Annotated in this window: 14 protein-coding genes; 6 read left to right on the top strand and 8 right to left on the bottom strand. The window is 67.2% G+C overall.

What is annotated here, in order from left to right; all coding sequences use genetic code 11:
• Window positions 1-296: 296 nt before the first annotated feature.
• Both rpmB and G1H10_RS26010 read left to right on the top strand, forming a co-directional pair.
• A complete protein-coding gene (rpmB, locus tag G1H10_RS26015; protein WP_163743465.1) occupies window positions 297-488 on the top strand; it encodes a 50S ribosomal protein L28 in 192 nt (63 codons plus the stop codon).
• Window positions 489-527: 39 nt separating this feature from the next.
• Window positions 528-1,472 (top strand): ribose-phosphate diphosphokinase, encoded by a 945-nt coding sequence (locus tag G1H10_RS26010; RefSeq protein ID WP_163743463.1) that lies wholly within the window; start codon window positions 528-530, stop codon window positions 1,470-1,472.
• Between the two features lie 92 nt (window positions 1,473-1,564).
• Here G1H10_RS26010 and G1H10_RS26005 read toward each other — a convergent pair whose 3' ends face one another.
• Entirely contained in the window at window positions 1,565-2,509 is a 945-nt protein-coding gene (locus tag G1H10_RS26005; RefSeq protein ID WP_163743461.1) for a thiamine-phosphate kinase, read from the bottom strand.
• 76 nt (window positions 2,510-2,585) lie between these two features.
• On the opposite strand from G1H10_RS26005, the gene G1H10_RS33435 reads away from it, so the two are divergent.
• Window positions 2,586-2,819 (top strand): Lrp/AsnC family transcriptional regulator, encoded by a 234-nt coding sequence (locus G1H10_RS33435; RefSeq protein WP_312856643.1) that lies wholly within the window; start codon window positions 2,586-2,588, stop codon window positions 2,817-2,819.
• Window positions 2,798-3,253 carry a DUF3515 domain-containing protein gene (locus G1H10_RS25995; protein ID WP_163743457.1) on the top strand — a complete coding sequence of 152 codons (456 nt, stop codon included), beginning with the start codon at window positions 2,798-2,800 and terminating at the stop codon, window positions 3,251-3,253. The genes G1H10_RS33435 and G1H10_RS25995 overlap by 22 nt, the downstream gene beginning before the upstream one ends.
• Window positions 3,254-3,346: 93 nt before the next feature.
• Here G1H10_RS25995 and G1H10_RS25990 read toward each other — a convergent pair whose 3' ends face one another.
• From G1H10_RS25990 to G1H10_RS25980, 3 genes are read right to left on the bottom strand one after another with little or no spacing between them, the layout of a single operon-like run.
• On the bottom strand, window positions 3,347-4,456 hold the full coding sequence (locus G1H10_RS25990; RefSeq protein WP_163743456.1) for a D-alanine--D-alanine ligase family protein: 1,110 nt from the start codon (window positions 4,454-4,456) through the stop codon (window positions 3,347-3,349).
• A gap of 29 nt (window positions 4,457-4,485) precedes the next feature.
• The gene (locus G1H10_RS25985) at window positions 4,486-5,511 is read right to left on the bottom strand and encodes an NAD(P)H-dependent glycerol-3-phosphate dehydrogenase (RefSeq protein WP_163743454.1); all 1,026 of its coding nucleotides are present in this window, start codon (window positions 5,509-5,511) and stop codon (window positions 4,486-4,488) included.
• Window positions 5,511-6,290: a lysophospholipid acyltransferase family protein gene (locus G1H10_RS25980; protein WP_216853673.1), complete on the bottom strand. Its 780-nt coding sequence runs from the start codon at window positions 6,288-6,290 to the stop codon at window positions 5,511-5,513. The genes G1H10_RS25985 and G1H10_RS25980 overlap by 1 nt, the downstream gene beginning before the upstream one ends.
• A gap of 256 nt (window positions 6,291-6,546) precedes the next feature.
• Here G1H10_RS25980 and cofC point away from each other — a divergent pair, with 256 nt between their 5' ends.
• A complete protein-coding gene (cofC, locus tag G1H10_RS25975; RefSeq protein WP_163743450.1) occupies window positions 6,547-7,260 on the top strand; it encodes a 2-phospho-L-lactate guanylyltransferase in 714 nt (237 codons plus the stop codon).
• 87 nt (window positions 7,261-7,347) lie between these two features.
• Here cofC and G1H10_RS35150 read toward each other — a convergent pair whose 3' ends face one another.
• From G1H10_RS35150 to leuC, 3 genes are all read right to left on the bottom strand, one after another.
• The gene (locus tag G1H10_RS35150; protein ID WP_376778666.1) at window positions 7,348-8,211 is read right to left on the bottom strand and encodes an HU family DNA-binding protein; all 864 of its coding nucleotides are present in this window, start codon (window positions 8,209-8,211) and stop codon (window positions 7,348-7,350) included.
• Window positions 8,212-8,390: 179 nt separating this feature from the next.
• Window positions 8,391-8,981: a 3-isopropylmalate dehydratase small subunit gene (gene leuD, locus G1H10_RS25965; protein WP_163743446.1), complete on the bottom strand. Its 591-nt coding sequence runs from the start codon at window positions 8,979-8,981 to the stop codon at window positions 8,391-8,393.
• Window positions 8,982-9,082: 101 nt separating this feature from the next.
• Window positions 9,083-10,495 carry a 3-isopropylmalate dehydratase large subunit gene (gene leuC / locus G1H10_RS25960; protein WP_163743444.1) on the bottom strand — a complete coding sequence of 471 codons (1,413 nt, stop codon included), beginning with the start codon at window positions 10,493-10,495 and terminating at the stop codon, window positions 9,083-9,085.
• A 99-nt stretch (window positions 10,496-10,594) separates the two neighbouring features.
• Here leuC and G1H10_RS25955 point away from each other — a divergent pair, with 99 nt between their 5' ends.
• The gene (locus G1H10_RS25955) at window positions 10,595-11,317 is read left to right on the top strand and encodes an IclR family transcriptional regulator (protein ID WP_163743443.1); all 723 of its coding nucleotides are present in this window, start codon (window positions 10,595-10,597) and stop codon (window positions 11,315-11,317) included.
• A gap of 373 nt (window positions 11,318-11,690) precedes the next feature.
• On the opposite strand, the gene G1H10_RS25950 is transcribed toward G1H10_RS25955, so the two are convergent.
• Entirely contained in the window at window positions 11,691-14,627 is a 2,937-nt protein-coding gene (locus G1H10_RS25950) for an HNH endonuclease signature motif containing protein (protein WP_163743441.1), read from the bottom strand.
• Window positions 14,628-14,772: the final 145 nt, after the last annotated feature.

Raw genomic sequence — 14,772 nt, 5'->3', positions numbered from 1 at the left:
TCTTGTCGGTGGAGCGTATCTCTCGTCTGGGCCTAGGTACATCTGTCTGGATCCTGACGATCCCGCAGCCCGACGACTTGGCACGCCGACTGGCGTGAGCTCGCCGGCGGGAAGCGGCTGATCCTCCGCACGACACCCGGGGACGTCGTTGCCTTCTCGGGGGGACCGGACTCCCGGTTTGGGTCTGAGACGCGGAACACGTATCCTAGAGCGGTTGCCTCGATCGCGACGCGGCGCGTCGCATCGGGTGCAACACCATAGTTTCCTGACACTACACATTCCGTAGGAGTAATCCCGTGGCTGCCACTTGCGACGTCTGCGGCAAAGGCCCGGGCTTCGGCAACAAGATCTCGCACTCGCACCGCCGGACCCCGCGCCGTTGGAACCCGAACATTCAGTCGGTGCGTACCGTCTCCGGAGGCACGCCGAAGCGGATCAACGCCTGCACCTCCTGCATCAAGGCCGGCAAAGTCCTACGCACCGCCTGACGTTCGCTGGGAGTCGGCGACGGCCTGGATTAAGACTCGATGCGAAACATCGCCGTCTTCAGCGGAACTGCGCACCATGAGCTCGCCGCAGAGATCTGCGCACACCTAGACGTGCCGCTGCATCCCGTGCGGATCCAGCGGTTCGCCAACGACTGCCTCGAAGTGCAGCTCCAGGCCAACTGCCGTGAACATGACGTCTTCCTCATCCAGCCGATCGTTCCACCGGTTCAGGAGAACCTAGTCGAACTGCTGCTGATGCTGGATGCCGCACGCGGGGCCTCGGCGGCCCGGACCACCGTCGTCATTCCGCACTATGCCTACGCGCGGTCGGATAAGAAAGATGCACCGCGGATCTCCATCGGTGGGCGTCTGGTCGCGGATCTCATGGTCACGGCCGGGGCGAGCCGGGTACTGGCGATGACGCTGCACTCGCCCCAGGTCCATGGGTTCTTCAGTGTCCCGGTCGACCAGCTGCATGCTCTACGCGAGCTGGCCGGGCATTTCCGCGGCAGCGACCTGTCCAACACCGTCGTCGTCTCGCCTGATCTCGGTAACGCGAAGCCCGCGTCGGCTTTCGCCCGAATGCTCGGCGTACCGGTAGCGGCCGGCGCCAAACAGCGTTTCGCCGACGACCGGGTCAGCATCAGCGCCATCATCGGCGACGTCGAGGGTCGCGACATCATCGTCCTCGACGACGAGATCGCCAAGGGCAGCACCGTGATCGAACTGATCGGCAGGCTTCGGGAGCACCACGTCCAGTCCATCAAGATCGCCTGTACGCACGGCCTCTTCACGGATAAGGCGATCGAGCGCCTGGCAGATTTCGATGAGGTCCACGAGATCGTCTGCACGAACACGGTGCCGATTCCAGAGACTGAGCGGCACCCGAAGCTCGAGGTGCTATCCGTCGCGCCGCAGTTCGCCGAGGCTATTCGGCGCATCCACAACGGCGAATCGGTCAGCGCCCTCTTCCACGACGCGTGATCGCGGCGCCCCCGCGCATTCCGACGCCCACATCCCGCCGCCGCTGCCCTGACGACGTGTGCCTGACGCTGTGCACCGTCTGAAGGCCGAGATCAGGAGAAGTGCGTGTGGCCGGCCCGGCCCACGTGCGGTTCACCGTCGACGTCCACTCCAGCACCTTCGACGACGCTGCCGATGACCCGCCAGCGCTCCGGGAGCCGGAGCTCCGCAGGAAAGGTCGCGAGCAGCGCGTTGTCGTCGCCCCCGGCGAGCACCCATTGGAGCGGATCCTCGCCGAGCGCGGCGCCGACCTCGCGCATCGGCTCCGGGATCTCCAGCGACCCGCTGTGCACGCTGATCCGCACGCCGCTGCACTCCGCGATGTGACCGGCGTCAGCCAACAGGCCGTCGCTCACGTCGCACATCGCACTGGCGCCGACGTCGGCCGCCTCCGGGCCAGCGTCGTATGGCACCTCGGGACGGCGGTGCGCCTGCACCAGAACCCGGGGCGAGGTGAACCCGCGACTGAGCACGCGCAGTCCGGCCTCTGCCCATCCCAGGCGCCCACAGACGGCGAGCACATCACCCGGCCGAGCCCCCGAGCGCAGCACGGGCTCCCGGCCGTCCAGATCACCGAAGGCCGAGACCGCGAGGATGATCGTCTCGGCGCTGACCGTGTCACCGCCGATCACCGACGCGCCCACCTGTTCACACTCGTCGCGCAGCCCATCGGCCAGTTCCAGCGCCCATGCGGAGTCCAGGTCCTTCGGAGCACCCATCGCCACCGTGACAGCCGTGGGCCGGGCTCCCATGGCCGCCACGTCGGAGAGGTTCTGCGCGGCCGCCTTGCGGCCCACGTCATAGGCGCTCGACCAGTCGCGCCGGAAATGGCGACCCTCCACCAGCATGTCGGTGGTCACCACCATGCGGCCGTCTGGCGCCGCGATCACCGCCGCGTCGTCGCCGGGACCGAGGATGACGCCGCTGCCCTGGGGGTATCGCGCAGTCACGGCGCCGATCAGCCCGAACTCGCCCAAATCGGCCACACTCTCTGGCACGTTTACTCCTCTTCCGCTGCGGCAAGATGTAGGTTGGCACAACCATCATTCCGTAAGAGCTGGAGGCCAACTCGTGGTGGTGCAGGCATACATCCTGATCCAGACCGAGGTAGGAAAGGCGGCGGAGGTCGCCCGCGAGATCTCGGAGATCGAGGGGGTCACACTCGCCGAGGACGTGACCGGGCCCTACGATGTCATCGTGCGAGCAGAAGCAGACAACGTCGATGACCTCGGCAAGCTCGTGGTCGCGCGAGTCCAGGGCGTCGAGGGAATCACCCGAACACTCACGTGCCCGGTCGTCCATCTCTGATCGTCAGCATCGGGGCGTTTCTACTCGCCGGCTGCGGGTTCGGCGCCGTCTCGGTGGACAAGTATGAACTGGAGGCCGGCAGCTCGCAGACGTGTGCAACTTTGATCGATCGATTGCCGGACGTGCTCGGCGACGCCGTCCGTCGTGATGTCGAACCTGACTCACTACCCGTGGCGGCGTGGGGCCAGCCGGCCATTGTGCTCCGCTGCGGGGTGCACCTCCCCGGCTCCTACCGTCCGGACGCGCAACTGCTCGACATCAATGGGATCGGATGGTTCGCCGAAGAGGGCGACGGCGGCACGTTCTTCACCGCCACCGACCGCGAGACGATGGTCGAGGTAGCCATCCCCGACGACTACGCCCCGGAGGGTTTCATCCTCGAAGAACTCAATCCGGTGATCGCTGACGTGATCCCGGAACGTCCACTCCGCTGACACCGCCCTTCCCATGCCCCGTGATCACCAACCGTCGGCCGGTCCATGGTCGGTCCATAGCCGGGCCGACGGTTGATGACCGTGGGATCGTGCCTAGCGCAGGCCGAGCGGTCGACGGAGGGCCGTGGTGATCATCCGATCCACCAGCGCGCTGTAGTCCAGACCCGACTTGGCCCACAACATCGGGAACATCGACGTCGGAGTGAACCCGGGCATCGTGTTCACCTCGTTCACGATGGCCGTGCCGTCCGGCTGCAGGAAGAAGTCCACCCGGGCCAGACTCTCGCAGGACAACGCCCTGAACGCGGCCACTGCCATCTGCCGCACGCGCTCCGACGTGGTGGCGTCGACGTCCGCCGGTATGTCGAGATGAACGTCGCCCTCGGGCAGGTACTTCGCCTGGAAATCGTAGAACTCGTGGCTCGCATCGAACCGGATCTCGCCGAGCACGCTCGCCTCGGGGTCGCCACCGTCGACACCTTCCAAGACCCCGCACTCGATCTCGCGCCCGGTGACGGCCTCCTCCACCAGCACCTTCGGATCATGTTCCCGGGCCGCCAGAACGGCGTGCTCCAGCTCCGCGGGCTCGGTGACCTTGGCCACCCCCATGCTGGAGCCCGCGCGCGCGGGTTTGACGAATACCGGCCAGCCTAGATCGGCCGCACCTGCGGCGACCCGCTCGCGTTGGGGTTCCCAGCGCCCCGCTTCAACCAGCACGTGCCGCGTCACCGGCAGACCGGCCGCGCGCAGCAGGAGCTTCATCACGTGCTTGTCCATACCGACCGCCGACGCGAGCACACCCGACCCGACATAACGGACGTCGGACAGCTCCAACAATCCCTGGATCGTGCCGTCCTCGCCGTACGGACCGTGCAGCAGCGGGAAGACGACGTCCACCGCGCCCAGCTCACGCGGCACCTCACCGGGAGATTGAACGACCAGGCCGGATCCCGCGGGTAACACGACGGTGCCGCCTTCGTCCGCGACCTCCGGAAGCTGCCCGTCGCTGATCGCCAGCTTCTCCGGCTCGCCGCTGGCCAGCACCCACCGGCCTTCGGTCGTCACGCCGATGGGCACCACCTCGTAGCGGTCCGGGTCCATGGCGCCGAGCACGCCGCCGGCGGTGATGCAGGAGATCGTATGTTCAGAGCTGCGTCCACCGAAGACGACGGCAACCCGGATTCTGCGCGGCGTTTGGTTCACGACGACAGACCCTATCTCGTGCTGCGCACTCAGTGTCCATGGCGTTCCGGCTTGGCCGTGCGCGAGAGCAACGACCGTAGCATCTCTCGCGGCGCGAGCTCACCTCGGACCACGCCCACCACATGCTCGACGATCGGCATGTCCACACCCGCGCGACCCGCCAGTTCGAGGATCGATTCGCACGACTTGACCCCCTCGGCCACCTGACGAGACGACGACACCACCTCGTCGACACTCATGCCGCCGCCCAGCCGCTCACCGAAGGTGCGGTTGCGCGACAGTGGTGAGGAGCAGGTGGCGACCAGATCGCCGAGGCCGGCCAAGCCGGAGAACGTGTACGGGTCGGCACCCAGAACCTGCCCCAGCCGCGTCGTCTCGGCCAGTCCCCGGGTGATGACGCTGGCGCGGGCGTTGTCGCCGAAGCCGAGGCCGACGGCGATCCCCACCGCCAGCGCGATGACGTTCTTCACCGCGCCGCCCAGTTCGGTACCGAGCACGTCGGTGTTGGTGTACGGGCGGAAATGCGTCGTGTGGCACATGCCTTGGATACGTCGTGCGAGCTCGTCTGTATCCGCGGCGACCACGCTCGCCGCCGGCTGGCGTTCGGCGATCTCGCGGGCCAGGTTGGGCCCGGACACGACGCTGATCCGATCCCCAGCAGCGCCGGTGACCTCGGCGATCACCTCACTCATCCGCTTAGCCGTGCCCAGCTCGATGCCTTTCATCAAGCTGACGAGTAGCGCAGAGGACGGAATCAGACCTGCCCACTCGGTCAGGTTCATCCGGAGACTCTGCGACGGCACAGCGAGCACGACGACATCGGCGCCGTCCACGGCTTCCTTCGGATCGTGCGTCGCACGGATCGATGCCGGAAGCGTGACGCCGTCGAGATAATCGGCGTTGACGTGTGTGCGATTGATCGTCTCGCACAGCTCCGGCCGCCGGCCCCACAGCCGGACTTCCGCTCCCGCGTCGGCAAGCACCAGCGCGAATGCGGTGCCCCACGACCCGGCACCGAAGACCGCGGCCCGTGTTCGTGTCGCGCCGTCCGGCATCAACGTGACTCCTCGCCCGATCCTGTCGGGCCCTCGTCTGGGCCCGAGTCGCCCCCTTCCGGGCTCTCTTCAGCGGCACGCATGTCGAAACGCTCAGCCGGTGCCGCCTCGCCGCGGATGGCCTCCAGCTCGGCGGTGACCGCGGCCATGATCCGATCCGTCGCCTCGCGTAGAACAGCGCTGGTCACCGGCTTGTCGCGAAGGTCGCCCAGGTCCACCGGCGCACCGGCTCGGACATGAACCGTCTTCCGCGGCAGCAGCCGTGGACGTTTCGAGTACGGCGCGAGGATCGTCTGCACCCCCCATTGCGCCACGGGAAGCACCGAACACCCGGTCTCCAAAGCCACCCGCGCCGCTCCGGTCTTGCCCACCATCGGCCACAGCTGCGGGTCGCGGCTGATGGTTCCTTCGGGATAGATGGTCACGCACTCCCCGTCACGGACGGCCTGCACCGCAGCCCGGTACGCCTGCGCGGCGTCGCCGGTCCCGCGATACACAGGAATCTGCCCGCAACTGGAGATGATCCGCCCGATCACCGGAATACGGAACAGGCTCTCCTTGGCTAAATACCGTGTGGCCCGACCGTTGTCCCAGAAGAAGTGCGCGAGCGTGAGTGGGTCCAGATGCGAGATGTGATTCGCGGCGACCACCAGCCCTTCGCCGGCCGGCGGCACCCGTTCGGTGCCGGCCCACTGCCGGCGGGTGAACACCATCAGCAGAGGTCGCACGATGTGCGCCACGATCCGGAAGGCTCCCACCCGCTGCTTCGATCGCGCCACAGATTCCTCCTTCATGACCGGACATGGCCGCCGCCGACGACACGACTCCGCCACCCGGCCTCGTCGTCACCCGAACCACACATTAGCTGGCCGGAAGGACCGGGCGATGAACATGATGTCCGATCCCCCGACGCGGTTCGTGGGCGGGGCCAGTGCGCCATCCCGTCAGGCAGCGCCGACGCCAGGCTGGAAGACTGGAGCAGGAGACTGGCCGGTACACCGCCGAACGGCTGGACCGAGACTGGAGAGAACCCTGATGTCCACTGAACCGGTGCCGGAGAGCACGCCGCATGCCGACCTCGACGCGGGTGTGAACTCCGATGCGGCACATGCCGGCGTCAGGTGGTCAATCGTCGTGCCTGTGAAACGGCCGGAGTACGCCAAGACCCGGCTGGCCGACGCTGTCGGGGAGTTTCGACCGCATGTGGCCAGGGCGTTCGCTGCGGACACGATCGCTGCGGCGCTGGCCTGCACGGTGGTATCGACCGTCACCGTGGTGACCGACGATGAGGAGGCTGCTGCGGAGGCCCGCACACTGGGTGCGGCCGTCATCGCTGACACCCCCGCGTCCGGACTCAACGCAGCGTTGCGGCACGGCGCCGCGACGGTCCGCACCCGGCGACCGGACGCTGCGGTCGCCTCGTTGTCCGCGGACCTGCCGGCGCTGCGGGCCGACGAGCTGAAGCGTGTGCTGACCGCCGCCACGATGTACCCGACGTCATTCCTGGCAGACGCCGTCGGTATCGGCACCACGCTCTACGCGTGTTTGCCCGGAGCCGAGTTCGACCCGCGTTTCGGCGGCCGATCGCGCGCCGCACACCGCGCTGCCGGTGCAGTGGAGCTCGATGTCCCGGGTGTGCCGTCGGTTCGGCGCGACATCGACACGGCAGTGGACCTCTGGGACGCGATGCGGATCGGGCTGGGCCCACGGACCGAGTCCGTTATCGTGCAACTCGACGCCGCATTCTAAGTGCGGCAGACCGAAGCTCGGCCGCGCTGAGTCCGGCAACGCTGAAGCGCGGCGGCACCGAACCCGCCGCGCCGATCGCCGCACTCGTCAGCTGTTGCCAGGCGGCGTCGTGCCCGTCGACGAAGAGCCGGTCGATCCGGACGACCCGGTGGTCGTCTCCGACGAAGACGGAGCCTGCCGGGGCGGCGTCGTGGGCGCTGTCTTCTTGGCCGGAGCCGACTTCGCGGCCGTCGACTTCTTCGCCGGAGCCGACTTACTCGCCGCTGTCTTCTTGGCCGGAGCCGACTTACTCGCCGCCGTCTTCTTCGCCGGAGCCGACTTGCTCGCCGCCGTCTTCTTGGCCGGAGCCGACTTACTCGCCGCCGTCTTCTTCGCCGGAGCCGACTTACTCGCCGTCGACTTCTTGGCCGGAGCCGACTTACTCGCCGTCGACTTCTTGGCCGGAGCCGACTTACTCGCCGTCGACTTCTTGGCCGGAGCCGACTTACTCGCCGCCGTCTTCTTGGCCGGAGCCGACTTACTCGCCGTCGACTTCTTGGCCGGAGCCGACTTACTCGCCGCCGACTTCTTCGCCGGAGCCGTTTCGGTGCCGCCCGTGGCCGGCTCTGCTGTTTCGGGTGCGGATTCTCCGCGCACGGCACCAGCGGCCGCGCGGGCAGCCGAGGATGCTGCGCGTGTGGCGGTCTCGGCAACATGGGCTGCTTGGGCGGGTACCACCGAGAGCGACTCGGCCGCCCGCTTGCGCATCTTCTTGACGCCGGCGACAACGTCACGCAACTCGTCCGTGGGATCGAAGGTGGGTACCACCCTCTTCTTGGACTTCTTGCCCTTCTTGTCGGTCTTCTCGGTCTGCTGGGAGAACACACCGAATCTCTTGATCACGACCTTCTCACCGGCCGCGAGAGACTTGGTGATGGAGTCGACGACGGCGTCCAAGGCGTGCTGCGCCACCTCGCGGTTCCCGTCGAAACGTTCAGCGATCCGATCGATCAGCTTTTTCTTCCCCACCGTCGCTCCTTACCGTTCCCACTCAGTTCTCGACGCCGGATAGTCCAGCCCAGGGTAATCCCGCCGCGCTCAATTTGGCGCGTACAACGCCGAGACTGTCGCTATCTCGTGCCCACCACGCTTCAGACGAGCGTCCGCGGCTTGTGGGAGGGCCGACTGGCCTCGTAGTCGCCGATGGCGTCGATGTGGCGGTACGTCAACCCGATGTCGTCCAAACCCTCCATCAAACGCCACCGCGTGTAGTCGTCGACACTCATGGGCGCGACGATGTCCGCACAGCGCACCTCACGCTGCTCCAGGTCGACGGTCACCTCGGTACCAGGCTCGTTCTCCAGAACCTTCCAGATCAGCTCGATGTCGTCCTGCGAGAGCTCCCCGGTCAACAAGCCCTGCTTGCCGGAGTTCCCGCGGAAGATGTCCGCGAACCTGGACGACAGGACCGCCTTGAACCCGTAGTCCTTCAGCGCCCAGACAGCGTGTTCGCGGGACGATCCGGTACCGAAGTCGGGCCCGGCCACCAGCACGGAGCCAGAGCGGAAGGCAGGCTGATTCAGCACGAACGTCTCGTCACCGCGCCAGGCCGCGAACAACGCGTCCTCGAAGCCCGTACGGGTCACGCGCTTCAGGTAGACGGCCGGGATGATCTGGTCCGTGTCGACGTTGCTGTAGCGCAGCGGCACGCCCACGCCGGTGTGCCGGATGAACTTCTCCATGGTGTCCTCTATTCGTTCGCATCGCTCGTGATCATCAATCGATCGCCTCCGGACGCTGCTGCTCCCTGCTGCGGCTGACCGTCGACCATCACGGAGGGTTGTCAGTTGGCGGCAGACTCGAGGTCGGCCGGGGACGACAGCGTGCCGCGCACACTCGTGGCCGCGGCGACCAGCGGGCTCACCAGGTGAGTCCGCCCACCTTTGCCCTGTCGACCCTCGAAGTTGCGGTTCGACGTCGAGGCGCTCCGCTCCCCGGGCGCCAGCTGGTCCGGGTTCATCCCCAGGCACATCGAGCAGCCTGCGTGCCGCCACTCCGCACCGAACTCCTTGAACACGGTGTCAAGCCCTTCTTCCTCGGCTTGCATACGCACCCGATGAGACCCCGGAACGACGAGCACCCTGACGTTGTCGGCCTTGCGACGGCCCTTCACCACGGCAGCCGCAGCCCGCAGGTCCTCGATCCGTCCATTGGTGCACGAGCCGATGAAGACGGTGTCGACTGCGATGTCACGCAGCGGTGTGCCCGGTTTCAGATCCATGTACTGCAGTGCCCGCTCCGCCGCGTACCGCGCGCCCTCGTCGGCGAAGCTCTCCGGGTCAGGCACGGAGGCGGACAGCGGCAGGCCCTGGCCAGGGTTGGTTCCCCAGGTCACAAAGGGTTCCAGCTCGCTCGCGTCGATTGTCACCTCGGCGTCGAACTCCGCGTCGTCGTCCGTGCGCAATGTCTTCCAGTACTCGACGGCGGCGTCCCACTCCTTGCCCTGCGGAGCGTGCGGACGTCCCTCGATGTAGGCGAACGTGGTCTCATCCGGTGCGATCATTCCGGCACGGGCACCGGCTTCGATGGACATATTGCAGATGGTCATCCGCGATTCCATCGACAACGACCGGATCGCCTCGCCCCGGTACTCGAGGACGTAGCCCTGTCCCCCGCCGGTGCCGATCTTCGCGATGACGGCCAGGATGATGTCCTTGGCTGTGCTTCCCGGCTTGAGCTGTCCCTCGACGTTGATCGCCATCGTCTTGAACGGGCGCAGCGGCAACGTCTGGGTCGCCAGGACGTGCTCGACCTCGGATGTGCCGATGCCGAACGCCAACGCGCCGAACGCCCCATGTGTCGATGTGTGCGAGTCGCCACAGACGACGGTCAGCCCGGGCTGCGTGAGACCGAGCTGCGGCCCGACGACATGGACGATGCCCTGCTCGGCGTCGCCGAGGGGGTGCAGCCGGATCCCGAACTCCTCACAGTTGCGTCGCAGAGTCTCGATCTGTGTGCGGCTGGTGATATCGGCGATCGGCTTGTCGATGTCGACCGTCGGGGTGTTGTGGTCCTCGGTGGCCAGGGTCAGGTCCGGACGACGGACCTTCCGTCCGGCCAGACGCAGACCCTCGAACGCCTGAGGACTGGTGACCTCGTGCACGAGGTGGAGGTCAATGTAGAGAAGGTCCGGCTCACCCTCGGCTTGGCGCACAACGTGCGCATCCCACACTTTTTCAGCCAGGGTCTTCCCCATTGCCGTCTCCTTGGTGTCATGATCTTGTCGTGTACGACTCCGAGCGCGTCAGCCGGCCGAGACTTGAAATCTCGCATGCTGAGATGGCAATATCGAGTCATGGACAACTCTAGCGGAGTTGGCGTCCTTGACAAGGCCGCCCTGGTGTTATCTGCACTTGAGGCTGGCCCGGCGACGCTGGCCAACCTCGTCGCGTCGACAGGTCTCGCGCGCCCTACGGCACATCGATTGGCTGTCGCACTCGAGCATCACCGGCTTGTCTCCAGAGATCTGCACGGGCGATTCGTGCTTGGCCCTCGCCTGTCCGAGCTCGCGGCCGCCGCCGGCGAAGATCGCCTTCTCGCCGCTGCAGGGCCGGTTCTCGCCAGACTGCGGGAGGCAACCGGAGAGAGCACGCAACTCTTCCGGCGCCAGGGCGACCAGCGTATTTGCGTCGCCGCCGCGGAGCGCCCCAGTGGCCTGCGGGACACGATCCCAGTCGGCGCCACCGTCACCATGCTTGCCGGCTCCGCCGCACAGATCCTCCTAGCATGGGAGGAACCGGAGCGCATGCATCGCGGACTACAAGGTGCGCGTTTCACCGCAACCATGCTTGCCGCCGTCCGCCGCCGCGGCTGGGCGCAGAGCGTCGGTGAGCGTGAGCCTGGTGTGGCGTCCGTCTCCGCACCGGTACGGTCCTCCAGCGGCCGCGTGGTCGCCGCCGTCTCCGTGTCCGGCCCGATCGAACGACTCACCCGGCAACCGGGCCGGGTCCACGCCCCTGCCGTACTTGCCGCCGCCGAACACCTCACGGGCGTCTTGAAGAACGCTGAAGATAGCTGACGCGCATCACTCGAACCATGACGCCATGCGCCCCTTCGCATCGTTCGCAAAAGGGGCGCACGTCGTCCTCTCACCACTCCAGACCGCACACCGATTCAATTACTCAGCGCTTTCACCGGCCACGGGCCAGCAGCTCTGTACTAAGCCGCCTGCCTCTCACGGTCATGGCTGGCGCTCTCCCGGGGCTCCGCCACAGGTACCCAATGCTCCTCAAGGCGCACCCGTCCGGATGGATCGATGGCCTGTACCCATGTTGCCTGCAGGGGCGGAGTACGATCACTCATGATCCACCTCTCATTCATTCGCCGTTCACCTTTTGTTCACCTTAGTTTAGCAGAGATGATCACTGCCGTGTTCGTAGGCCGAACGAGTGTCAGAAGGGCGGGATTTCGTCGTCTTCGGGGCGGACGCTGAGGCGTTGTTCGCTGGGACTTGTCGTCGTGTTCTCCTCTGCGGTGCCACTCCTCATGTCATCGGGTCCTGTGCTGTTGCCGGGCTCCGTCGTTTCTCCCGTGTGACCGGCGCTATCGGCGTGGCGATCACGCTGGTCCGCGGCCGCGATGGTGGTGGCGTGGCGGATGCGGCGTAGTTTCTCGGCCACACGCGCCTTACTGCCGTGCCCGTCGTCGCCGGCTCCGTCGTCGTCGTTGGTGTGGTGGTCGTTCCTGGTGGTTGCGGGGTGGGGGTTGGGCAGGGTGGGGATGATCGCTGGGGCGCGGTTGGTGTAGCGGTGTCCGAGCGGGCTGTGCCAGATGGTGGTGCCGGTGTCGGGGCGGTGGGCTTTCCAGCCGCCGTCGTGGCGTAGGCGGTGGTCGTGGCGGCATAGGCAGGCCAGGTTGCCCGCGACGGTGAGCCCGCCGAGGCAGAATTCGTGTTCGTGGTCCTGGTCGGTGCGTACGGCGGGCATGCGGCAGGTCGGGTGTGTGCAGCAGCGGTCTCGGATCTGGATGTGCCGGCGTAGCCCGGCCCCGGCGCGACGCCGACGCACCCCCGCCCCCGCCCCCGGGTCGGCACCGTCACCTGTTCCGGCGCCATTGGCGGTGCCGTTGCCGGAACCCGCTCCGTTGCCGGAACCCGTACCGGTGCCGGTGCTCGTCTCGGTGCCGGGGCCCGTCGCGGTGCCGGAACCGTTACTCGAACCCGTGTGGGTGCCGGTGGTGGTCTCGCCGGTGGTGGCGGTGGCGTGTTGGCGGGCGAGGTCGGTGATGACCGCGGCCCAGCGGACACACTCCTGCACCGGTATCTGGGCGTGGGCAGGCTCGTCTGCCGCCCGGGTGTCCGGGTCGGCGTTCGCGTCCGTGTGGACGAGGGTGGCCAGGCGGGCCAGCATCGAGATGGTGACATGCAGTTCGAGGATCCCGCCGCGGCGGGCATCCCGACGCACGGTTTGTTCGTCGGGTGAGCGGGGCCGGGCGGTGGTGATGCCGGTCTGGATCAACTGCCCGTCGTCGTTGCAGATGGCGAACCGCCACTGCGCGGAATGCATTCGTGCGGCGATCTGGCGGGCGACGGCGGCGGGGATGAAGTCCCAGGCGGGTATCTCACCGGGGTGCTCGTCCACACCGAGCAGGCTCGCCAGCCCGATGCGCAGCTCCGGCACCGACCAACCAGACACACCAGGGCACGACGATGACGCACCTGCACCAGCCGCATCAGCCGAGGCTGTGTTGTCGCCGGCAGGGCCAGTCGTGCCCGCGTCATCGTGAGGACCGGACATGTTCGTGCTCGTGGTGCGAGCGCTGGAGGAACCATCACCACGACCGCTCGGCCTGCCGGAATCACGGCCCGTACCGCCGCCAGCGCCAGGATTACCGTCGTTGGCGCCGGGACCGTCGTCACCGGGGCTGTCGTCGTCGGGAGCGTCAGGGCCGCTGCCGTGGTCCGGATCGTCAGGACGGCCACCGTCGCATCCGCCGTCACCGCCGCCAGGTCCACCGTCACCGCCGCCGCTGGAGCCGTCACCGTCATCGCCGGAGCCGTCACCGTCGTCGCTGTCGGGGTCGTCACCGTGGCCGTGGTCGTCGTCGGTGCCGTTGTCGGGGTCGTTGCTGGGACGGTCGTTGCCGTTGCTGGTGGCGGAGCCATCGCCGCTGGGACGGCCGGTTCCGCCGTTGCTGGTCTTGGTGTCGGCGGTGGTGGTCTCGTCGTCGGTGAAGGGGTGGTTGAGGATGTGGGTGATGATCTGGTCTTCGTCGAGATCTTCCAGACTCCCGTCGAGCATGCCCAGGAACAGATCGACCCGGATGTGGTCGATCTTGCGGGTATCACCGGCCTTCTTACACGCCCGCGCCAACACATCGATACGCTCACACGCAGCGGCGGCACGATCGATGGGCAGATCGTAGCCGGCCACGTTCGCGCTACCGTCAGGGTTACGCGAACCCACCACCCGACGACCCCGGATCGCTTTGCGGTACTTCTTCTCCGCCCACTCGGGATCGATCGCGATCGCGGCCTTCTTGATCGCATCGATCAACTCCGCCACCGTCAACCCCGGCGCATCCGGGAGCAGGAAGGCGCAGATGTAACCGGCCTGATCATCATCGAGGCCGTCGGTCCAGGACACGAACGCCTGCGCGCGGGGCTCGTCCAACACCCCGGCCAGCATCGCCTGACCCAGCATCGGCAGCCGATGATGGATGTCGTAGGCGAAACCGAACACCCGCCCGGCGCGTGAACGCGACCACACCAACGCCGCGCGGGCCTCCTCCGGGGCGAACTCCCCCGGCACCTGTACCCGCTGCAGCGTGTCCGCCGAACCGGGTACCCGCATCCCGGTCTCCAGCAGACACAACAAGAACAACGCCCGGTCCCGGGTAGCCTGGCGGTAGGCCGCCTTCATCACCTCGACCGTGTCACGACCGGACACTCCCGCGATCGGGATGTCCTCCAACATCGCCAGCAGATCCGCACCCGCGGGCACCGCATCCAAACCCTGCGGAACCGGCCACGGCCCACCACCGCCAGAGTCCTCGTCGCCGTCGCCGTCGCCGTCGCCGACGGCGTGGCTAGCGTGGCCGGGCTGGTCGGCGCGGCGGTGGGCAGCGGCATCACCACCACGCCGCACCGGCACGTCGCGGTCGTTATCGCGGCGCTGACCGTCACTGAGGCCCTCGTCATCGATGTGGGGACGCTCGTCGGCGCCGTCATCGTCGTTGCGGCGCTCCCCGCCGTCGCCATTACTACGGCGGGGCTCGCCGTCGCCGTCGCGGCGCTGACTGTCGCCGGGGCGCGTGTCGTGGTGGGCACGCTCGTCGCCGCTACCGCGGGGCACGGCGTCGTCGTCGCTGGGATGGGGTTGAACGGACATGGCGGCCGGCCTCCAAAAGGCACAACGGTCAACGGACCGGGCCGGCCACACCCGCCGAACCCACACCAACCACCACAGAACTCAAACACACCGAGCGGAAACCAGAAACAACACCGCTCCAACACTGATAAACACACCCTACATC

Source organism: Phytoactinopolyspora halotolerans (assembly GCF_010550675.1).
In the GTDB taxonomy this organism is placed as follows: domain Bacteria; phylum Actinomycetota; class Actinomycetes; order Jiangellales; family Jiangellaceae; genus Phytoactinopolyspora; species Phytoactinopolyspora halotolerans.
The sequence above is the reverse complement of the archived record's forward strand: the minus strand, read 5'-3'. Positions and strand labels throughout refer to the sequence as shown.